The sequence below is a fragment of the Streptomyces sp. NEAU-sy36 genome, from assembly GCF_013423905.1.
Classification (GTDB): domain Bacteria; phylum Actinomycetota; class Actinomycetes; order Streptomycetales; family Streptomycetaceae; genus Streptomyces; species Streptomyces misionensis.
On record NZ_CP058977.1, the window covers coordinates 4,421,328 to 4,442,331 of the forward strand.

The window sequence follows — 21,004 nt, forward strand, 5'->3', positions numbered from 1 at the left end:
AGGGGCGCCGTTCAGATCCAGAAGGGCGCTGCGGGGACCTTGTCGGCGCCGGAGGCGGTGAGCCGCGTGCCGGGGGAACGGCCGCTGAGCCAGGCGAGGATGTGAGCCTGCCGTCCTGTGACAGTGGGGCCACCGGTCCCCAGGACGTGGACGAGGCCGGTGTCGGTTGCCTCCAGACGCAGCGGTGGGGTCTCCGGCCGCCGGGTGAGGGCCTCGACGATGTCGTCGATGATCGCCCGGGCGGCGTCGGCCGGTATGTCGCAGAAGCCGTACCCGGCGTTCAGGTCGGCGTGGTGGATCTCCAGTTCGCGCAGCCGGGTGGAGATCAGGTCCGTCGGCGTGCGCAGTTCTCCGGTGCGCATCCGGACCTCGGTGCGCCAGGCCTCCGGGGGCAGGGCACGCACCGCCGTCTCGAAGCGGGCGGCGGTGGAGCGGACATCGGCGACCAGGTCGGCGACCGAACGTCCGGCTCCGGCCTCGATCTCGGCGGCACGGGCGTCCATGCTCGCGTACTGCGGCGTTTCCACGCCGGTACGTGCCCAGGTGAGCAGTCGGCAGAGACTGTCCGTGGCGCGCGCGACATGGGTGATGACGTGACCGCGGGTCCACGGCGGGATCAGCGTGCCGTCGCGGACTTGGGCGTCGGTGAGGGAGGCGACGGTGGCGATGAACCGGTTCGTGGACGCCGTGATCGGAGCCAGGGTCCCGAGGTCCTGCATGATGCCCCCTCACCTACGCCCACTTTATGGAAATCGTTATTCGCTATATGGAAGTTGATTGACTGTATGTGTGGCGCCGCAACGACGTCAACCGGCTCGGATCCGTTACGCGCGCGACGCCCGTGACAGCGCGTCAACGGTCACGCCCACGATGGCCAGGAGTTGCTCCGGGGTCGCTCCGGCCCTGCTCATGACGGCGAGCGACTGGTTCACCGCCGCCACGTGTACGGCGAAGGCCTCAACGTCCTGGTCGGCCAGTCGGCGGCCGGCCTCCAGCGCGGCGCGCAGGCGCAGGCGCTGGAAACCGAGCGCCTGCCTGGCGCGCGCCGCCACGCCCGGACTCAGCGCCGGAATGGCCATGGCCGACTGGGCGATCAGACACCCGTCGGGCAGTGCGGGATCGGCGATGCGCTCAAGGGTGACATCGAAGAACGCGCGGACAGCGGCAACGGGATCCGAGGCCGCGCCCGACAGGGCGGCGTCGTACTTCTCTCCGTAGCGCGCGGCGTAGAGATCCAGGCAGCGCAGGAAGAGCGTGTCCTTGTCGCCGAGGGAGGAGTAGATGGAACTGCGATTCAGGCCGGTCGCCCGAGACAAATCGTCCAACGAGGTGTCGGCGTAGCCGTCCCGCCAGAACTGGATCATCGCGGCGTCGAGTGCCGCGTCCATGTCGAACTGCTTCTTGCCTGCCACGCGGACTTCCTTGCCGATGCGTCGTTGATGCGGACCGTTCCGCGCGCCATCTTATCTTGAACCGATCAGTTCAAGATGTGTTAGCGTTCGAGCGTGGCCATGGTCAGGCATGCCGCGCACTCCGCGAGCGCGCGAGGGACACACCACGTGCTGCCCCCTCCGCCATCGTCCGCACCACCCCGACCGCACACCCGACACCGCCGGAGGATCCCCGTGACGGGCCCAGCAACCAGTACTCCGCATGTCTCCGAAAGCAACCCCATCCGCGACCTGCCCCTGCGGCACCTGGCCGGATTCACTCACCGCTGGATCGACGCGGACGGCGTCCGCCTCCATGCCGTCGAGGGCGGGCTGCCGGGCGGCCCGGCCGTCGTCCTGCTCGCCGGCTTCCCGCAGACCTGGTGGGCCTGGCGAAAGGTGATGCCCGACCTCGCCCACCGGTTCCGCGTCATCGCCATCGACCTGCCGGGCCAGGGCCACTCCGAACGTCCGCAGCGCGGTTACGACACGCACGCGGTCGCCGGGCACGTCCGCACCGCCGTGCAGGCCCTCGGAGTGCCGGCCTACTCCCTGGTCGCCCACGACATCGGCGCCTGGGTCGCGTTCTCCCTCGCCCTCCGCTTCGAGAGCGATCTGCGCAAGGTCGCTCTGCTCGACGCCGGGATCCCCGGTATCACTCTCCCGGAGTCGATTCCCACCGACCCTGATCGTGCGTGGAAAACCTGGCACTTCGCGTTCCACATCGTGCCCGACCTGCCCGAGACGCTCCTCACCGGCCGCGAACGCGAGTACGTCGACTGGTTCCTGAGGATGAAGGCCCTGTCGCCCGACACGTTCGACGACGCCGAGGTCGACCACTACGCGGCGGCCATCGCCGTCGACGGCGGCCTGCGCGCCTCCCTCGCGTACTACCGGGACGCCGCGGAGTCAGCGCGCAAGAACCGCGAGGCGCTCGAACGGCGGCACCTGACCGTGCCCGTCCTCGGGATCTCCGGCAGCCACGGCTCCGTCCCGGACATGGCCGCCTCCCTCGGCCCCTGGGCCGACAACACCACCGGAATCGTCGTGCCCGACGCCGGTCACTTCATCCCCGACGAGCAGCCCGGAGCCGTCACGGCCGCGCTGGCGGACTTCATCGACGACGACTGACGCCGGCCGGACCCAGCGGCTCTTCGCGGACCCCTGTCGCAGATGCTCCCGGCACTGCGGCCCTTCTGAGTACGAGAACTGAGTAGGGCGACGGTGCCGTCGGCCCGGGCGGCGGCGTTTTGATGGCTTCATGACGCCGACCGCTTCCACCGCTCCCGATCCCCGCCGCCGGTCCAGGGCCCTGATGCTGTCCGTTGCCGGAGGCGTTCCGGTGTTCCTGATCCTGGTGCTCGCAGCGAGCTGCTCCGCCATGACGGGCGGTCCGGTCCGTTCCGAGGAGCAGTTCCTGGCGCACGTGCGCGACACGCAGGCCGCCGGTGAGGACACGGTTCGCTTCCTGGGCTCCGACCCGGACTCCGTGATCCTCCAGAAGTCCAGCGCAGGTGTGTCCTGCGTGGACGACCTCGGAGTCGACGGGGATGGCGTCAGCCGGGACCAGCCGTCCATCGCCTGGGCGCCGGATCTCAAGGACGGCGACGCCGGGTATCGCGTGGCTGTCGAGAGCCTGCGCACGCGGTGGTCGGAACGGGGCTGGAAGGTGACGGAGGAACCGGTGACCGACCCGGTCACCGGCAAGGCGACCGGGCTGCGGACGATCCGCACCACCGACGACCACGGTGTCACGCTGTCATTGAGCCCCGGTCGGCACAGCGGTGAGGGACGGGTCGTCGCCGACGGCGGCTGCGTCCGCCACGACGGCTACTGGCACTGGGAAACAGACGACTGAAGACTCCCCTGACGGGTCCGACCGGGGTGCTCGGTCACGGTGGTCCGGGCGATGCGCCGGAGGTACGACCGGTGTCAGGACGAGGGCCGGCGCGGGTCCGACCGCGCGCAGCGCACACAGGCGGTGGCCGCCGGCCGGACCTCCAGGCGTTCGGGAGGAATCGTGCCGCCGCAATCTTCGCACCGTCCGTAGTGTCCGCTCTCGATTCGTTCCAGTGCTCGGTCCAGTTCTTCCAGGTGCTCGCGCGCCCGCGCCATCAGGGCGGCCACATGGGCCCGATCGAAGGCGGTGCTGCCCCCGTCGGGGTCGTGCTCGTCATCGACCGCGACCAGGGCGTTCGCCGCGACGATCCCGTCGAATTCGCGGCCCAGCGCGGCCGCCCGCGCAAGTGTTTCGGCACGGTCGGCCGCGAGGCGTGCCCGGGTCTCCGAGACGTTGGAGGGGACACGCGCATCACGGCCGTACGGGGATGCGTCGTCCATGCGGTCGACAACGCCGCTCGCCGGTCCGCGATTCCCCGGCCGCCCACATCCCGCGGCTTGCGGCAGCCCACGCCCTGCGGCTCCCCCGGCGCGGGTTCCCCGCCGCGTCGGCACCCCGTGGACGGCCTGCACGGGCCGACGCCGCCGGCGCGGAGGACGGGCGACGCGCGTCAGCGAGAGGCGCGGCGGGCGGCCAGGACGGGCAGCAGGAGCGCGGTCAGCAGGGCGAGTACGGCGTAGCCCCAGCCGAGGGTGACGGCGGTGGCGACCGAGGCGACGAGCATCGGGCCCCCGGCGTCACCGAGCTCGCGACCGAGTTCGGCCGCGCCCATGGTCTGGCCGATCCGTGCCTCGGGGGTGGCAGCGGCCAGCGCGGCGAACCCCAGTGGGGTGATCACCCCGGTTCCCGCGCCGATCAGGACGGCCGCCGGCAGCAGGCCCGCCACACCGGGCAGCACGGCGGCGGCCAAGCCGCACGCGGTCACGGCAAGGCCCGCGGACAGACCGGTTCGGGTGGTCAGCCGGCCCTGGTCCAGGGCGCGCCCCGCCCACGGCTGGACGAGGGCCGCGCAGGCCGCGAGGGCGGACACGGCCGCTCCGGTGGCGACGGGAGGCAGACCGCCGGCCCTGCCGGACAGGGGGAGGAATCCGACACCGGCGGACAGGGCTGCCGTGGCCGCCGCCAGGGCCGCGACCGGCCGCACGAACGTCCCGTCCGCCAGCCGTCGTACGAGGTCCGCGAGCGTCTGGCGTGTCTTCGGCAGCGGCGGCACGGCCGGTACCGCCAGCGCGGCCCAGAGGGCGACCGCCGCGGCCAGCGCCATCAGGACGGCGAACAGCAGCGTCAGCCCACCCGCCCACACCAGCACGCCGCCGAGCAGCGGGCCCGCGGTGTAGCCGATGCTCTTGCAGAAGCCGTAGGAACCGAACGCGCGGCCGTGCTCGGTCTGCGGGTTGAGGCGGGCGACCAGCGCGGCGGCGGCCGGGGAGAACGCGGAGGCCGCCGCCCCCTGTCCCAGCCGAGCCGCCCACAGCCAACCCGGGTCCCGTACGGCGACGAACACGGCCGAGGAGGCGGCGAAGGCGACCAGGCCCGCGAGCAGCACCGGGCGGGCGCCCACGCGGTCGGCGACGGTGCCGAACACCGGCTTGAGGACGACTTCCGCGCCGTCGTACAGCGCCAGCAGCACCCCCAGGTACAGCACCGAACGCATCAGGTCCGCGTCGCCGGCACCGAGATTGGCCGCGATGCCGTGCGCGCCGAACGCGGTGGTGAACCCCGCCGCGTACAACGGCCACATCCGCCGCCTGCCCCCGGGCGCCGTCATGTCGGCACCACCGACCGTCGGCCCGTTCACCGTGCACCCCCGTCGCAGAAGGCGTGCAGGGGGGCGAAGACCCGCTCGCCGTGGTCCTCGAACCGCCGCGCGCACTCCGCCGGCCGTGCGGTGAACATCGCCTCGAACCGGGTCGCACCCTGCGGCGCCCGGCCGGCGGCGCGCAGCACCGCACTCTCGCCCCCGGCGCGCTCGGCCGGTTCCAGCGCGCGCCGGACGCCGCCGGCGAAGACCGGCACGTCCGGCACCGCCCACACGCCCTGGCAAAGCGGCAGCGCACCGGCCTTGCGCAGTTCCCGCCACACCGCCACCCGGCGCCGCGACGGCTGCGCCGGCAGTCGCACGATCAGGACCACCCACTGCATCACCGCATCTTCGCCCACCACGGGAACCTCGCGCGCGTCGCATTCATCAGAGGTGCGAGTGGCACAGGAACCCGCCATCGGCGGAGTCGGCCGAGCCGGCGGGGGGGATGAGGCCCTGCCCCGCCGACGCACGCTGGAGCGTGAGGACGCGCGCGGTCAGACGACGATGACCCGGCGCCCGCGCGTGTGCCCCGCCTGGCTGTCGATGTGCGCCGCCGCGGCCTCGGCGAGCGTGTACGACTTCTCGACCGGGATGTGGAGCTTCCCCCGCGAGATGAGGTCGGCGGCCGTGGCGAGCGCCGCCGGCACGCTTCCGGCGACCCCGGAGAACCGGACGCCCAGCTCCGGCGCACCGAGGTCGGCGATGGAGACCACCCTCTGCGGGCTCCCGGCCAGCTCGATCAGTTCACGGATCACGCCCGAGCCGGCCAGGTCGAGGGCCGCGTCGACCCTGCCGAGCTGCCGCACCCGCTCGACCCAGCCCTCGCCGTACGTCGTGGCGAGGGCGCCCAGGCCGCGCAGATAGTCCTGGTTCGCGGCGCCGGCCGTGCCGATCACCGTGATGCCGCGGTCGCGGGCGATCTGCAGCACCGCCGAGCCGACTCCCCCGGACGCGCCGCTGACCAACAGCGTCTGCCCGGGCCGCACACCGACCTCGCGGATGACGCGCAGCGCGGTCTCCACCACGGAGGGGTATCCGGCCGCCTCTTCGAACGTCAGGCCGTCGGGCATCCGGGCCCAGGCCGACAGCACGGCGAACTCGGCGTAGGTGCTGGAGCCTTCGCCGAAAACGCGGTCGCCGACTTCGACTCCTTCGACACCTTCGCCGACCTCGTCCACCACTCCGGCGGCGTCCAGACCGACCCCCGAGGGCAGCTCGATCGGATGGGCCCCCAGTTTCTGGCCCTCGCGGATTCTCCAGTCGACGGGATTCACGCCCGCCGCCCGCACGGCGATGCGTATCCGGCCGGGGCCCGCGTGGGGCTCCTCGGCGTCCACGAGGTGCAGGACGCCCGGGCCGCCGAACTCGGCGAAGCTCACTTTCTTCATGCCGGGACCGTAACACTAACGGTTAGCGTTTTGGAACAGGTACGGATTTGCATCTGGTAGTTTCAGCCGCATGACCGTGCCGCCCGGACGTCGCGAGCGCAAGAAGGCCGCGACCCGACAGAAGATCGCCGACACCGCCCTGCGGCTCTTCCTGGAACGCGGGTACGAGGCGGTGGGGATCCGTGACGTGGCCGCCGAGGCCGACGTGGCCGTCACCACGCTCTTCTCCCACTTCGCCTCGAAAGAGGCCCTGGTGTTCGAGCAGGACGACACCTTCGAGCAGCGCCTCACCCAGGCGGTCACCCGGCGGGCACCGCACGAGCCGCTCGTCCCCGCGCTGCGCCGCGAGGTGGAGGCCATGGTCCGGCACTGCACGGCCGACGGCGCCGCCCCGATCTGGCGCATGATCGACGGATCCCCCGCCCTGCGGGAGTACGAGGAGTCGATGCGGCTGCGCCACGCGGAGTCGCTGGCAGCGGCCATCGCCGCCGATCCCGAGCTGTCACGGACCCCGACGGCGAGCCGGGCGATCGCGAGGTTCGTGATCGACGCCTACTCGCTGGCCCGCCAGGCGCCCAGTCCGGACGCCGCGCTGGACGAGATCTTCCCCATGATCGAAGCCGCCTGGGCCGTCACCGGCGCCTCCGCGGACTCCACCGGCACGGCCGGACCCTAGGGCCTCTCGTTCGGATCATGCCGGACTCGCGGGGCCCCACACGACGGTCCCCGTGGTCGTCACGCCCCCCGCGCCCGGCCCGTGCTCTCCCGTTCGATCAGCCGGGGCACCGGCACCCTGACCGTTCCGGCCGGGCCGCCGTCGAGCAGGGCGGTCAGTTCGCGGGCCGCCGTACGGCCGAACTCCATGCTGTCCCGGGACAGGGCGGACAGCCACGGCTTGACCATGCGGCACAGGGCCGAGTCCTCCCAGGCCACCACCGACACGTCGGCCGGCACGGAGAAGCCGAGTTCGGTGGCGGTGGCGACGCCCGCGAGAGCCATCACGTCGTTGTCGTAGATCAGGGCGGTCGGCGGGGCGGCCGAGTCCAGGACGCGGCGGGTGACGGCGGCGCCCTCCGCGTCCGAGTAGTCGGTGGTGATCGACTCCACCCCGGTGAGCCCGCGCCGCCGGGCCTCGGCCCGCAGGGTCCGGATCCGCCGCTCGGTGTGGGCCAGGCCGGCCAGCCCGGCGATGTGCACGATCCGACGGTGCCCGAGGGCGAAGAGCCCGTCCACCACCGACGCCATCGCACCCGCGTCGTCGGCCCACACCGTGGACAGCCCGGGGTGCCGCTCGTCCGGCGCGCCGCCGATCACCACGGCGGGCAGGCCGAGTTCGTCGAGCAGGTCCGGGCGCGGGTCGTCGGTGCGCGGGTCCACCACCAGGACGCCGTCCACCCGGTGCTCGGCCCACCACCTGCGGTAGACCGCGCACTCGTCCGGCACGTCCTCCACCACCTGGAACAGCAGCCCGAGGTGACGCTCCGCCAGTACTTCCTGGATGCCGGAGACGAGCTGGAGGAAGAAGGAGTCGACGCCGAGGGTGTCCGCGGGCCGGGCCAGCACCAGGCCGACCGTGGCCGCGCCCTCGCCCGACAGCGCGCGGGCCGCCGTACTGGGCCGCCAGCCCAGCTGCTCGGCGACCCGGCGCACCCGCTCGCGGGTGACGTCGGAGACGCCCGGCCTGCCGTTGAGGGCGAAGGAGACGGCGCTCTCCGAGACACCGGCGCGGCGCGCGATGTCCTTCATCGTCGGCCGGCGCGCCGGGGACCGCTTGGCCGGCATGTTCCCCTCTTTTCTCGGCGGTGATCGCTAAAGCGCTTGAGTGGGTGAAGCCTAAAGCGCTTTAGTCGCTGTGGCAAGCCTCTTCGGTTACCTCCGTGACCTGCACTGATGCTTGGTTCGCGGCTTTAGCGGCTACGAATCCATTGACTTTTCCCGAACGCGGCGTGCATGGTCCTTGCCGACACCAGCCGCAGACGCCGCAAGGGAGCCGTGTCACCGTGCCCATATCCCGCAGAGCACTCGCCGCCGCCGTCACCGCCCTCGTCCTGCCGCTGAGTGCGTGCGGCTCCGGCGGTGGTGACGGCGGTTCGACGGACGCCTCCGGCAAGGTCGAGGGCGACATCACCTTCCAGACCTGGAACCTGCGCGCCAACTTCAAGGGCTACTTCGACGGCCTGATCGCCGACTTCGAGAAGAAGTACCCGGGCACCCACGTCAAGTGGGTCGACCAGCCCGCCGAGGGCTACGCCGACAAGATCAGCGCAGACGCGGCCGGCGGCACCCTGCCGGACGTCGTCAACGTCTCCCCGGACCTGGTGGCGCCGCTCGTCAAGGCGGGACTGGCCATGAACCTCGACAAGGCCGCCGCGAAGTACCGGAGCGAGTACCTGCCCGGCGCCTGGGCCAGCCACCAGGTGCCCGGCGTGACCGGCACGTACGCCTTCCCCTGGTACCTGAACACCGGCCCGATGTTCTACAACAAGGCCCTGTTCAAGGAGGCCGGGCTGGACCCGGAGAAGCCCCCGAAGACGTACGACGAACTCTTCACCGACGCGCGGCGGATGGCGCAGGAGTCGGGCGGCAAGGTGGCCACCCTCGCCAACATCCCCGCCATCGAGGACTTCGGCCGCTACGGCGCCTCCCTCATGAACAAGGACGGCACCGGCTTCGCCTTCAACGACGCCAAGGGTGTCGAACTCCTCACCAAGTACAAGCAGTTGTACGACGCGAAGGGCCTGGACCCGCAGGCGCTGAACGCCACGCCGGAGTCGGCCGGCAAGAAGTTCCTCACCCAGGCCGTCGCCATGAATCCCGGCAGCGCCCTGGACCTGGAGAACTTCAAGACGCAGGCGCCGAGCCTCTACAAGAACATCGGCATCACCGACCAGATCACCAACACCGGCCACGCCAACATGTACGTGATGGGGCTGATGGTGAACTCGAGGACCAGGAACACGCCCGCGGCCGTCGCCTTCGCCCACTACGTCACCGACGCCGAGCACCAGATGTCCTTCGCGAGGAAGGTCGCCATCTTCCCGTCCACCGCCGGTTCCCTCGACGACCCGTACTTCACCAAGGAGGACGGCACCGACGCCACCCGGGTGCGCATCGCCGCCGCCAAGTCGCTGAAGGACGCGGTCAACTACACGCCCGTGCTGTTCAGCGAGCAAATGAAGACCGCGCTGCGCAACGAGGTCGGCAAGGCGATGCAGGGCAAGCAGAGCCCCAAGGCCGCGCTCGACAACGCTGTCAAGGCGTGTGACCGGCTCCTGCAGCAGCAGGGATAGCGCACCATGGCCACCTCTACCGTCTCCCGGACGCGCCCGTCGCGTCCGGCGGGGCGCCCCGAGCGGCGCCCGGCGTTCCGGATCAGGCGCCAACTGCCCACCAGTCCGTGGCTGTTCGCCGCCCCGGGACTGGTGATCACCGGCACCTTCGTCCTCTACCCGTTCGTCTCCACGGTGATCAACGCCTTCACCGACCGCCGCACCCTGATCCCGGGCCGGTTCGTCGGCCTCGCCAACTTCCGCGAGCTGCTGCACGACGACATGTTCTGGATCGGGCTGCGCAACAGCGCGCTGTACGTCGTCGGCGTCGTCCCGGCGCTGGTGCTGCTGCCGCTGCTGCTCGCCCTGCTGGTGCAGAAGAACATCCCCGGCATCACCTTCTTCCGGTCCGCCTTCTACACCCCGGTCGTCGCCTCGATCGTCGTGGTCGGTCTGATCTGGGTGTGGCTGCTGGACGAACGCGGTCTGGTGAACTCGCTCCTGGAAGCGGTCGGGGTGGGCAAGGTCGGCTTCCTCAGCGACCAGTGGCTGCTCCTGCTGAGCGCCATGGCCGTCACGGTCTGGAAGGGCCTCGGCTACTACATGATCATCTATCTGGCGGCGCTCGCCAATGTGCCGCGCGAGCTGCACGAGGCCGCCGCGGTGGACGGCGCGGGCCCGGTCCGCCGCTTCCTCACGGTCACCGTGCCGGCCATCCGCTCCACCATGGTCCTGGTCGCCGCGCTCTCCTCGGTCTCCGCCTTCAAGGTGTTCTCCGAGGTGTATCTGCTGGCCTCGCCGAGCGGCGGACCGGCGGGCGAGGACACCACCCTGGTGATGCTCGTCCAGCGCACCGGCACCGGCCTGACCGGTCGCGTCGGCTACGCCTCCGCGATCTCCCTGGTCGTCTTCGCCGTCACCGTCGTCCTGATGCTGCTCGTCCTGCGCGCCGACCGGAGGGAGGACTCGTGAGCGTCGCCGAGAAGGCACCGGAGACCGGCGCGCCGCCGGCCCGAACCCGCGCGCCGCGCTTCACCGACGACAACGGCCGCCGCATCCGGGTGTGGGAGCTGGTCCTGCGCTACGTGCTGCTGATCGCCGTACTCGCCCTGACCGTCGGCCCGTTCGTGTGGCAGCTGTCCACCTCGCTCAAGGGTCCCACCGAGGACATCTTCAGCTCCCCGCCGAAGTTCCTGCCCAGCCACCCCACCCTGCACAACTACGAGCGGGTGTCCGAGACCATCCCGGTCTGGGACTACGCCCTCAACTCCCTGAAGGTCGCCGCCGCCAACGTCGTCACCAACTGCGTCGGCTCCGCCCTCGCCGGGTACGCGCTGGCCCGGCTGCGCTACCGGGGCCGTCGCGTGGCCGCCCTGGTCTTCGTCCTCGCGATGCTCGTGCCCGCGGAGGGCATCGTCATCGCCCAGTTCACGACCATGCGAGAACTCGGCCTGAACAACACGCTCGTCGGTGTCCTCCTGCCCGGTTCCATCGCCGCGATGAACGTCCTGCTGATGCGCAACGCCTTCCTCAACCTGCCCTACGAGATCGAGGAGGCCGCCTACGTCGACGGCGCCAATGTCTGGCAGCGGTTCCTGCGGATCGCGCTGCCCTCGGTCAAGGGCACCCTCGCCGTCGTGGCGATCTTCGCCTTCATGGGCGCCTGGGACGACTTCCTCTGGCCGCTCATCGTGCTCAGCGACCCGTCCAAGTTCACCCTGACCATCGGCCTCAACTACCTCCACGGCACCTTCGCCAACGACGAACGCCTCGTCGCCGCGGGCACGATCATCGCCGTGGCACCGCTGATCGCCCTCTTCGCCTGCCTCCAGCGGTACTTCTTCCGCGGGGTCGGCGAGGGCGCCGTCAAGGGCTGACCGAAGGACCGGCCGGCACCGCCGGTCCCAGGGCCGACCCCGTACCCCACTTCCGCGAGGACCCCCGTATGCCTTCTGCCGTGCGCTTCGGCGTCAACTACACCCCGAGCCAGGGGTGGTTCCACCACTGGCTCGACTTCGACCTCGACGCCGTTCGCGCCGACCTGGACTCCGTCTCCGCGCTCGGCCTGGACCACATCCGGGTCTTCCCGCTGTGGCCGTACTTCCAGCCCGACCGCGCCCTGATCCGTCCCCGCGCCGTGGAGCACCTGGTGCAGCTGGTCGACGCCGCCGCCGAACGGGGGCTCGACGTCAACGTGGACGGCCTGCAAGGGCACCTGTCCAGCTTCGACTTCCTGCCCGCCTGGACCCGCACCTGGCATCGGCGCAACCTCTTCACCGACCCCGAGGTGCTCGACGGCCAGGCCGCCTACCTGCACGCCCTCGCCGCCGCCCTCGCCGACCGGCCGAACTTCCTCGGCATGACCCTCGGCAACGAGGTCAACCAGTTCTCCGCCGGCCCCCACCCCGACCCCGACCGGGCCACCGCCGACCAGATCGACGCCTGGCTGGAGCGGATGCTCGCCGCCTGCGAGAGGGGCGCCCCCGGCAGGCTGCACCTGCACGCCGAGTACGACGCCACCTGGTACCAGGACGACATGCCCTTCACCCCGGCCCAGGCGGCCCGGCGCGGCGCCCTCACCGCCGTGCACTCCTGGGTCTTCAACGGCACCGCCCAGCGGTACGGCCGCACCTCCGTGGCCACCGAGCACCACGCCGCGTACCTGATCGAGCTGAGCAAGGCCTGGGCCGACGATCCGCACCGGCCCGTCTGGCTCCAGGAGGTCGGTGCGCCCGCCCCCCTCGTCCCCGCCGAGCACGCCGCCGCCTTCACCGAGGCCACCGTCGCGAACGCGCTGGACTGTCCCGATCTGTGGGGCATCACCTGGTGGTGCTCCCACGACGTCTCCCGCGACCTCGCCGATTTCCCCGAACTCGAGTACACCCTCGGCCTGCTGACCAACGACCGGCGGCCCAAGGACCTCGCCCGCTCCCTGTGCCGCGCGGCCCGTGAGCACACCGCTAGGCCGGCCCCGCGCACCACCGCCCTCACCGTCCCCGCCGACCCGGCCGCCCGCTCCCGCTGCGCCCCCGGCGGCGACGTCTTCGAGGCGTTCTTCCGGCTGACCGCCGACGGGGCCCGCCCCACCACCGTCCTCGACACCCGGGCGGCCGACCAGGAACACCTGACCGCCCGCGGCCTCACCGAGATCGTCACGCCCCACCAGGTACTCCACACCCCCCGAGGAGGCACCCGCTCGTGAACCCCACCAGACGCACCGTCCTGCTCGCCGGCGCCGCCGCCGCGTTCCTGCCCGCGCTGCCCGCCGGCACCGCCCAGGCCGCCCCGAAGGCGACCGCCGCACTCCAGCCGTACGCCTCCTACTGGTACCCGGACTCCCTGCCCTCCGGCAGCCCCGGCCCCGGCATCACCTGGCGCAGCCTGAAGACCTGGCGGGCCGCCACCGACGCCGACCTGCCCTTCAACGCCGCCTCCGTCCCGCTCGCGCCCCGCTTCACCCCGACTCCGGCGAACACCACCGCCCGCGCCGGGCAGGCCCGCGTCCAGTCCCTGGTCTCGTTCGGGCCCACGTCCGCCAACCCCTCCCAGGGCTCGGCCACCGCCGACTACTACGCGCTCACCCACTGGGCGTACGTCGACGAGCTGGTGTTTTGGGGCGGTTCGTCCGGGGAGGGTCTGATCCTCGCCCCGAACGCCCCCGTCGTGGACGCCGCCCACCGGCACGGCGTCCCCGTCCTCGGCAACGTCTTCCTGCCGCCCGCCGCCTACGGCGGACAGGTCCAGTGGACCCGCGACCTGGTGCAGAAGGACGCCGCCGGCCACTACCCGCTCGCCGCCCAACTCGTCGCGGTGGCGTCGGCCCACGGCTTCGACGGCTGGTTCGTCAACGCCGAGACGGGCGGCGGCGACAGCACCCTCGGCGCCGACATGCTCGGTTTCATCAAGGAGTTGAAGCGGCTCGCCGCGGCCGCGGGGCAGCGGATCACCTGGTACGACGCGATGACCGTGAACGGCTCGGTGAGTTGGCAGGGCGCGCTGAACGCACAGAACCAGGCCCTCTTCCAGGCCGCCGACGACATGTTCGTCGACTTCCGCTGGAGCGCCTCCTCGCTCGCCTCCTCCGGGCAAAAGGCCCTGCAGCTCGGACGCAGCCGCTACGAGTTGTGGGCCGGCGTCGACGTGGAGTCGAGCGGCTGGAACTCCTTCGTGGACTGGGACGCGATCGTGCCCGCCGACCGCGCGCACGTCGCCTCCCTCGGCCTCTACCGGCCCGAGTGGACCCGCAACCACCTGCCCGCCGACCGCAGCCCGGAGGACTTCCACACCGCCGACGACCGGTTCTGGACCGGCCGCTCCCTCGACCCGTCCCGTCCCGACACCACCGACAGCTGGCGGGCCCCGGCCGTGTCCGTCGCCGACCGCTCGACCGTCGCCTCGCTGCCGTTCGCGAGCGTCTTCAACACCGGCCACGGACTGCGCTGGTACGAGAACGGGGAGGTCGCCTCCGACACCCCCTGGAACCACCTCGGCCTCCAGGACCGGCTGCCCTCCCGGCGCTGGGTGGTGCGCACCGACGGGCAGCGGCCCGCCGTCGCCTTCGACTTCGGGGCCGCCTGGCGCGGCGGCAGCAGCGTCCTCGTGGACGGCGCGCTCGACCGTCCCGCCGTGCTGGACCTGTACGCGACCCGGCTGCCGCTCGGCCCCGACACGGTCGTCGAGCTGACCCATCGCACGGATGCGGGGGCCGTCCGTGTCGAGCTGGCCGTGGCGATGGCCGAGCCGGACGCGGCCGGCGCCGCACCCCCGTACGCCTTTCTGCCCGTGCCGGCCGGGTCGGGCGACGGCTGGCACACGTCGGCCGTCCGGCTCACCGAGCTGTCCGGGACGGTGCACGCCGTCGGTGTCCGGCTCACCGCCACCGGCGGCAGTCCGGTGCGGTGGCGGCTCGGCGGGCTCGCCGTCCACGACCGCACCGACACCCCGGCCGCTCCCTCCGGTCTGCGGATCACCGCCGCGTCGGGCGGCGACCTGCGCCTCGCCTGGGACCACGCGGCCCCCGGGACGGTACGCCACTACACCCTGCACCGTGTACTGCCCGACGGCACCCGCCGCTTCCTGGGCGGCACCGGCCAGCGGGCGTACTTCACCGGTGGCCTGACGCCCGCACCGGGCGAGCACGCCGCACGGTTGGAAGTGCGCGCGGTCGGGGAGTTGTACACCTCGTCCGCCCCCGCCACCGTCACCCACCCCTGGTAGAACGATCCACCCGCTGACGTACGACCTACGGAGCATCCCGCATGCATGACGACCGCAGTCTGGTCGAAGCGCGTCTCAAGCGCGTCCTCGACGAGCGCATCCGCCCCGCCGTGTACCCCGAGTCCGTCCCGCTCCAGGTCGCGGTGTGGCACGCGCCCGGCGAGCCCGTGCCGGTCGCCGAGGGACTGGCCGCCGAACCGCAGCCGATCGAGGTGGGCGCCCGGTGGGGTGCTCCGTGGGGCACCAGCTGGTTCCGCGTGACCGGAACCGTGCCGAAGGAGTGGGCCGGACGGACCGTGGAGGCACTGCTCGACCTCGGCTTCGACGAGAACATGCCCGGCTTCCAGTGCGAGGGCCTGGTGTACCGGCCCGACGGCACCCCGGTGAAGGGCCTCAACCCGCGCAACCAGTGGGTGCGCGTCGGCGCGCCCGTCGTCGGCGGCGAGGAGGTGCGGCTGCACATCGAGGCCGCCTCCAACCCCGTGATCCTCGACTACCACCCCTTCCTGCCCACCCGGCTCGGCGACAGGGAGACCGCGGGCAGCGAGCCCCAGTACACCCTGACCCGCATGGATCTCGCGGTCTTCGACGAGACCGTGTGGCAACTGGTGATCGACCTGGAGGTGCTCGGCGAGCTGATGGCCGAGCTGCCCGCCGACTCGCAGCGCCGCTACGACATCGTGCGCGCCGTGGACCGGGCGCTCGACGCGGTCGACCTCCAGGACGTCAACGGCACCGCCGCCCACGCCCGCGACCGGCTCGCCCGGGTACTGGCCGCGCCCGCCGTGTCTTCCGCGCACCGGATCAGCGCCGTCGGGCACGCGCACATCGACTCGGCGTGGCTGTGGCCGCTGCGCGAGACGGTGCGCAAGGTGGCCCGGACCACGTCGAACATGACCGCCCTGCTGGAGGACGAGCCCGAGTTCGTGTTCGCCATGTCCCAGGCGCAGCAGTGGGCGTGGGTCAAGGAGCACCGGCCCGAGGTGTGGGCGCGGGTGAAGAAGGCGGTGGCGGACGGGCGGTTCGTGCCGGCCGGGGGGATGTGGGTGGAGTCGGACACCAACATGCCGGGCTCGGAGGCGATGGCCCGCCAGTTCGTGCACGGAAAGCGGTTTTTCCTCGACGAGTTCGGCATCGAGAACGACGAGGCATGGCTGCCCGACACCTTCGGCTTCGCCGCCGGACTGCCGCAGATCATCAAGGCGGCGGGCTCCACCCGGCTGCTCACACAGAAGATCTCCTGGTCGCAGACGAACAAGTTCCCTCACCACACCTTCCGTTGGGAGGGCATCGACGGCACCCGCATCTTCACGCACTTCCCGCCGGTCGACACCTACAACTGCTCCATGAAGGGCGGTGAGATCGCGCACGCCGCCCGCAACTTCAAGGACAAGGGCGTCGCCCGGCACTCGCTGGCGCCGACCGGCTGGGGCGACGGGGGCGGCGGTACCACCCGCGAGATGGTCGCCAAGGCCGCCCGGCTGCGTGACCTGGAGGGCTCGGCGCAGGTGGTGTGGGAGACGCCGCGGGCCTTCTTCGAGAAGGCCGAGGCCGAGTACCCCGAGCCGCCCGTCTGGGTCGGCGAGTTGTACCTGGAGCTGCACCGGGCCACCCTCACCAGCCAGGCCCAGACCAAGCAGGGCAACCGGCGCAGCGAACACCTGCTGCGCGAGGCGGAGCTGTGGGCGGCGACGGCGGCCGTGCGCACCGGTTTCCCCTATCCGTACGAGGAGTTGGACCGGCTGTGGAAGACGGTTCTGCTGCACCAGTTCCACGACATCCTGCCCGGCTCGTCCATCGCCTGGGTGCACCGCGAGGCACGGGCGACCTACCGGCGCGTCGCCGGGGAACTGAACGGGATCATCGAGGCCGCCCAGCGGGCGCTGGCGGGCGAGGGCGGCACGCCGCTGGTCTTCAACGCGGCCCCGCACGTCCGAGCGGGCGTCCCGGCCGGTGCCGCCGCGACCCCGGTCACCGAGGGCCGTACCGAACTGAGGCCCCGCGAGGGCGGCGGGCACGTCCTGGACAACGGCCTGCTGCGAGTCGAGGTCGACGGCCGCGGCCTGGTGGTCTCGGCGTACGACATCGAGGCCGACCGCGAGTCGATCGCGCCCGGCCGGGCCGCGAACCTCCTCCAACTGCACCCGGATTTCCCGAACATGTGGGACGCCTGGGACGTGGACGAGTTCTACCGCAACACCGTCACCGACCTCACCGACGCCGAGTCGGTCACGCCCGGCGAGGACGGCGCGTCGGTGCGGATCGTCCGCTCCTTCGGTTCCTCCCGCGCCACCCAGGTGCTGTCGCTGCCGCCGGGGGAACGGCGGCTGGTCGTGGACACCGAGGTCGACTGGCACGAGACGGAGAAGTTCCTCAAGCTGGCCTTCCCGCTGGACGTACACGCCGAACGGTACGCGTCCGAGACCCAGTTCGGGCACGTCTTCCGGCCCACCCACACCAACACCTCCTGGGAGGCGGCCAAGTTCGAGGCGTGCAACCACCGCTTCGTCCACCTGGAGGAGCCCGGCTGGGGTGTGGCGATCGTCAACGACTCGACGTACGGCCACGACGTGACCCGCACCGTGCGCACCGACGGCGACCGCGGCACCACCACGACGGTCCGCGTCTCCCTGCTGCGCGCCCCCCGCTTCCCCGACCCCGAGACCGACCAGGGCGTCCACCGCTTCCGGCACGCTCTCGTGCCGGGCGCGGACATCGGCGACGCGGTACGCGAGGGCTGGCGGATCAACCTGCCCGAGCGGCGCACGACCGGCGCCCGGGAGGTCGCCCCGCTGGTGTCGGTGGACTCGGACGCGGTGGTCGTGACGGCGGTGAAGCTCGCCGACGACGGCAGCGGCGACGTGGTGGTCCGCTTCCACGAGGCCCACGGCGCACGCGCCCGGGCGACGCTGACCACCGGGTTCGAGGTCGCCGAGGTCACGGTGACCGACCTGCTGGAACGCCCCCTGCCCGATACGGCGGCACCCCGGCGGGACGCCGATCGCATCGCGGTGCGCCTGCGGCCGTTCGAACTGGTGACGCTGCGGCTGCGGCGGCGCTGAGGCCCTGCCCGCCTCGCGGTGGGATCCTGCCCCTCCCCGCACGGATCCCGCCCGGAGCACGGACGATGCCGGTACGACCGCCGCTTCGCAGGAGGCGGCGGTCCCGGCCTGCCCGGTGGCGACCCTGCGGGCGTCCGCGGCTCCTCGGCCATTAATTCGGTTGGCGGCGGCGAGGAGTTGTGGTGGGATCAGGGCAACGGAGGCGGCTCCCCGGCGTGCATCCTTCTCACCTTCTCTGAAAAGTCTCCGCGCGCCCACTCTCCGTCCCCGTTCTTCTGTTCCAGGTCGTCGTGGAGGGGAATCCCCTGTTGCTCGCTGCCGAGTCCGTACTGCTGCGCCGTCTCCAGACCGTGTACGTGGACGGGGCGTCCGGATCCGGCGGCGGTACCGGACCCGCGCTGCGTCGGCTGGAGGCCGAACTGCTCGGCCGCGGTCACGTCCTCTCCCCCGCGCTGCACGCGGCGCTCGGCTCCCTGGTCCCCGAGGAGCTGGCTGCCGCGCACACCCGCCTGGTCGGGCTGGCCGACGAACTGCTCGGCTCCCATCGCACCCACGTCCCGCTCTTCCGCCGCTTCCCGCGCACCGTGCCCCGGGACACCGAGGCCCTGTACGTGGACCGGGTCTTCGCCTTCCTGCTGCAACAGCCGGACCAGCCCTGCGTGCTGTGCGGCGAGGCCCGCACGGTGTTCCCCGTCTCGCCCTGCGCCCACCTGGTGTGCCGGCTGTGCTGGGACGGATCCGACTACGAGGGCTGCCCGGTCTGCCACCGCCGGATCGACGCGGACGATCCCTTCCTGCGGCCGGTGCGTGCCATCGGCGCCGCCAAGGCACCGGTGGCCGGCCCGCTGCGGCTGCTGCGCCTGGGCATCGACCGGGCCGCCGACGCCACCGCCCTGGTGGACTCCCTGCTGGCCCGGCGCACACCGCTCTCCCCGCAGGACCGCGACGATCTGCTCACGCTGCTGCCGCTCACCCCGGCCGGCCGGGGCCTGCTGCCCCAGGAGATACCGGTCCGGGAGACGAAGGCGATGGTGCTGGCCGCGCTGGTCCGTGCGGCGCCGGACGGTCTTCCGGTGCGGAAGCTGCTGGCCGAGCGGCTCACCACGGCCACCGATGTGCTGCGGCTGCTCGCCGTGCTCTCCGGCGGCGACGCCGGGCTGGTGACACCGTCGCCGTTCACCGGACTGCGGCGCCCGCTGCGCCGCGACCTCCTCGCGGTCCTCGACGGCCTGCCGACGCCGTACCTGGTGGAGGACGTGCTGCGGCACCCCACGGCGTGGAAGCGGGCCGCGGAGGTCCTGCACCCCTTCGAGCGGCACGCCCGGCATCCGCGTGCCGCCCTCGCCTTCGCCGTGCTGCGCGGGACCCCGGTGGACCCCGGCACCGCCTTCGGCGCCGCCCTGCTGGAGACGGCCGCCGCGCACCCGGACGCCGTCCGCGTGGACGGTGCCCGGATCCGCCCGGCCACCTGGGCGGGGCGGCTGGAGCAGGCGGTCGCCGACGGCGACGCGGGCCGGGCCGCCGCCGTGGCCGGGAAGCGGCCCGGCGAGCTGGTGCGCCGGCTGGATCTGCTGCTGCGCCTGCACACCGGTGACGACCTGGCGCCGGAGCTGGAGAAGGCCCTTCTGCGCGGACTGCCGAAGGTGGGGCCCGGGCCGCTGCTGTCGGCGCTCGGCGCGCTGCGGGTCCGTACCGAGGACCGTACCGGCCGCCGCCGGGTGTTCTTCCCGCGTGGCGAGGTCACCCGCGCCCTGGCCGTTCCGGAGCGACGGGCTCCGCTCCCTGCCCGGCTGGTCACCGCGGTGGTCACGCTGCTGGAGGCCGAGCTGCTGCGCCGGTTCGCCGCCGGCGAGCCGTACGCGCTGTCGGTGCTGGACGCGGGCCTGGCCGACCTCACCGTGCCGTTCACCGAGCGGTCCACCGCGAAGGCCCTGGTGGCAGTGCCCAGGGGCAGCATGCAGACGCTGCCCGACGGCGCGGTGCTGCGGCTCTTCCTGCACTGGACCGAGCCGGACGGCAACCGTACGGACCTGGACCTGTCGGTCGCGTTCTTCGACGCCGAGTGGACGTTCACCGGCCTGTGCGACTACACGAACCTGGTGCACGGCGCGCGGGCCGCGGTCCACTCCGGCGACCTGACCTCGGCCCCGGCCCCGCGGGGCGCCACCGAGTACGTGGACCTCGACCTGGAGCGGCTGGCGGAACAGGGTGACGTCTATGCCGTCCCGCTCGTCTTCAGCTTCAACAACGTGCCGTTCGAGGAGTTGCGGGACGCCTTCGCGGGCTTCATGGCGCTGGACGCGCAGGGCGCGCGGGACGCCTCCTACGACCCGCGCACGGTCCGCCAGCGCTTCGATCTGGCGGGCGACTCGCAGGTGTGCCTGCCGATGGTCGTGGATCTGGGCCGGCGCCGGATGCTGTGGACGGACATCCATCTGCCCTCCACGGACGGTTTCCAGAGCATCGGTTCGCACGGCGGCGCGCGGCTGGCGACCGTGGCCCGGGACGTGTGGGAGCAGTTCGGCTCCGGCAGCCGGACCACTCTGTGGGACCTCGCGGTGTGGCGGGCCGCGGCGCGTTCCCCGGAGGTGGCCGTGATCCGCCGGGATCCGGAGCCCGCGCTGCTGACGTTCCGGCGGCGGCCGGAGGAGGACGTGGCCGCGTTCGCCGTCCGGGTGTCCGCCACGGAGGAGGCCGAGGCACGGCTCCCGCACCCGGACCCCGACGCCGCGGCGGCCGAACTCGCCTCGGGCACACGTGTGTTCCTAACGACGGTGCACGGGACCGTCGGGCCCGCCGGTGCCTCGGGCACCTCCTACCGGTTGTTCCCCGGAGCCGGGGACGCCTCGGAGACCCTGGTCCGCGTGACCGCCGGGGATCTGGTCGCCGAACTGGGCAGCGCCTCCGCGTAGGCCCGCGCACCGCCGCCGTCGC

At 72.4% G+C, this 21,004-nt stretch carries 17 protein-coding genes; 10 read left to right on the forward strand and 7 right to left on the reverse strand.

Annotated elements, in window-relative coordinates; all coding sequences use genetic code 11:
- Nucleotides 1-11: 11 nt before the first annotated feature.
- Together HZZ00_RS20100 and HZZ00_RS20105 are read right to left on the reverse strand one after the other, a co-directional pair.
- Nucleotides 12-719: a maleylpyruvate isomerase family mycothiol-dependent enzyme gene (locus HZZ00_RS20100; protein ID WP_180327732.1), complete on the reverse strand. Its 708-nt coding sequence runs from the start codon at nucleotides 717-719 to the stop codon at nucleotides 12-14.
- Between the two features lie 105 nt (nucleotides 720-824).
- Nucleotides 825-1,412: a TetR/AcrR family transcriptional regulator gene (locus tag HZZ00_RS20105; protein WP_180327733.1), complete on the reverse strand. Its 588-nt coding sequence runs from the start codon at nucleotides 1,410-1,412 to the stop codon at nucleotides 825-827.
- Nucleotides 1,413-1,625: 213 nt separating this feature from the next.
- Here HZZ00_RS20105 and HZZ00_RS20110 point away from each other — a divergent pair, with 213 nt between their 5' ends.
- Nucleotides 1,626-2,561 carry an alpha/beta fold hydrolase gene (locus HZZ00_RS20110; RefSeq protein ID WP_180327734.1) on the forward strand — a complete coding sequence of 312 codons (936 nt, stop codon included), beginning with the start codon at nucleotides 1,626-1,628 and terminating at the stop codon, nucleotides 2,559-2,561.
- Nucleotides 2,562-2,691: 130 nt separating this feature from the next.
- Nucleotides 2,692-3,288: a hypothetical protein gene (locus HZZ00_RS20115; protein ID WP_180327735.1), complete on the forward strand. Its 597-nt coding sequence runs from the start codon at nucleotides 2,692-2,694 to the stop codon at nucleotides 3,286-3,288.
- A gap of 74 nt (nucleotides 3,289-3,362) precedes the next feature.
- Here the strand turns inward: HZZ00_RS20115 and HZZ00_RS20120 are convergent, their stop codons facing one another.
- From HZZ00_RS20120 to HZZ00_RS20135, 4 genes are all read right to left on the reverse strand, one after another.
- Nucleotides 3,363-3,770: a TraR/DksA C4-type zinc finger protein gene (locus HZZ00_RS20120; RefSeq protein WP_180327736.1), complete on the reverse strand. Its 408-nt coding sequence runs from the start codon at nucleotides 3,768-3,770 to the stop codon at nucleotides 3,363-3,365.
- Between the two features lie 170 nt (nucleotides 3,771-3,940).
- On the reverse strand, nucleotides 3,941-5,098 hold the full coding sequence (locus tag HZZ00_RS20125) for an MFS transporter (protein WP_257584910.1): 1,158 nt from the start codon (nucleotides 5,096-5,098) through the stop codon (nucleotides 3,941-3,943).
- Between the two features lie 26 nt (nucleotides 5,099-5,124).
- Nucleotides 5,125-5,472 carry a Chromate resistance protein ChrB gene (locus tag HZZ00_RS20130; protein ID WP_180327737.1) on the reverse strand — a complete coding sequence of 116 codons (348 nt, stop codon included), beginning with the start codon at nucleotides 5,470-5,472 and terminating at the stop codon, nucleotides 5,125-5,127.
- Nucleotides 5,473-5,628: 156 nt separating this feature from the next.
- Nucleotides 5,629-6,522, reverse strand: coding sequence for an NADP-dependent oxidoreductase (locus tag HZZ00_RS20135; protein WP_180327738.1), 894 nt, complete (start codon nucleotides 6,520-6,522; stop codon nucleotides 5,629-5,631).
- Between the two features lie 70 nt (nucleotides 6,523-6,592).
- Here HZZ00_RS20135 and HZZ00_RS20140 point away from each other — a divergent pair, with 70 nt between their 5' ends.
- The gene (locus HZZ00_RS20140; RefSeq protein ID WP_180327739.1) at nucleotides 6,593-7,198 is read left to right on the forward strand and encodes a TetR/AcrR family transcriptional regulator; all 606 of its coding nucleotides are present in this window, start codon (nucleotides 6,593-6,595) and stop codon (nucleotides 7,196-7,198) included.
- Nucleotides 7,199-7,257: 59 nt separating this feature from the next.
- Here the strand turns inward: HZZ00_RS20140 and HZZ00_RS20145 are convergent, their stop codons facing one another.
- Nucleotides 7,258-8,304 carry a LacI family DNA-binding transcriptional regulator gene (locus HZZ00_RS20145; RefSeq protein WP_074995760.1) on the reverse strand — a complete coding sequence of 349 codons (1,047 nt, stop codon included), beginning with the start codon at nucleotides 8,302-8,304 and terminating at the stop codon, nucleotides 7,258-7,260.
- A gap of 218 nt (nucleotides 8,305-8,522) precedes the next feature.
- Here HZZ00_RS20145 and HZZ00_RS20150 point away from each other — a divergent pair, with 218 nt between their 5' ends.
- The 7 genes from HZZ00_RS20150 (at nucleotide 8,523) to HZZ00_RS20180 (ending at nucleotide 20,982) form a co-directional block, all read left to right on the forward strand.
- Nucleotides 8,523-9,812: an extracellular solute-binding protein gene (locus HZZ00_RS20150; RefSeq protein ID WP_180327740.1), complete on the forward strand. Its 1,290-nt coding sequence runs from the start codon at nucleotides 8,523-8,525 to the stop codon at nucleotides 9,810-9,812.
- 6 nt (nucleotides 9,813-9,818) lie between these two features.
- A complete protein-coding gene (locus HZZ00_RS20155) occupies nucleotides 9,819-10,763 on the forward strand; it encodes a carbohydrate ABC transporter permease (RefSeq protein ID WP_180327741.1) in 945 nt (314 codons plus the stop codon).
- Nucleotides 10,760-11,668, forward strand: a complete 909-nt coding sequence (locus HZZ00_RS20160) for a carbohydrate ABC transporter permease (RefSeq protein WP_180327742.1) — start codon at nucleotides 10,760-10,762, stop codon at nucleotides 11,666-11,668. The genes HZZ00_RS20155 and HZZ00_RS20160 overlap by 4 nt, the downstream gene beginning before the upstream one ends.
- Before the next feature lie 68 nt (nucleotides 11,669-11,736).
- Nucleotides 11,737-12,993 carry a glycosyl hydrolase gene (locus tag HZZ00_RS20165; protein ID WP_180327743.1) on the forward strand — a complete coding sequence of 419 codons (1,257 nt, stop codon included), beginning with the start codon at nucleotides 11,737-11,739 and terminating at the stop codon, nucleotides 12,991-12,993.
- Nucleotides 12,990-15,008 carry an endo-beta-N-acetylglucosaminidase gene (locus HZZ00_RS20170; RefSeq protein ID WP_180327744.1) on the forward strand — a complete coding sequence of 673 codons (2,019 nt, stop codon included), beginning with the start codon at nucleotides 12,990-12,992 and terminating at the stop codon, nucleotides 15,006-15,008. Before HZZ00_RS20165 ends, HZZ00_RS20170 begins: the two co-directional genes overlap by 4 nt.
- Before the next feature lie 41 nt (nucleotides 15,009-15,049).
- Complete coding sequence (locus HZZ00_RS20175; protein ID WP_180327745.1) at nucleotides 15,050-18,070, forward strand: glycoside hydrolase family 38 C-terminal domain-containing protein; 3,021 nt, start codon at nucleotides 15,050-15,052, stop codon at nucleotides 18,068-18,070.
- 308 nt (nucleotides 18,071-18,378) lie between these two features.
- Complete coding sequence (locus HZZ00_RS20180; RefSeq protein ID WP_180327746.1) at nucleotides 18,379-20,982, forward strand: MXAN_6230/SCO0854 family RING domain-containing protein; 2,604 nt, start codon at nucleotides 18,379-18,381, stop codon at nucleotides 20,980-20,982.
- Nucleotides 20,983-21,004 lie beyond the last annotated feature (22 nt).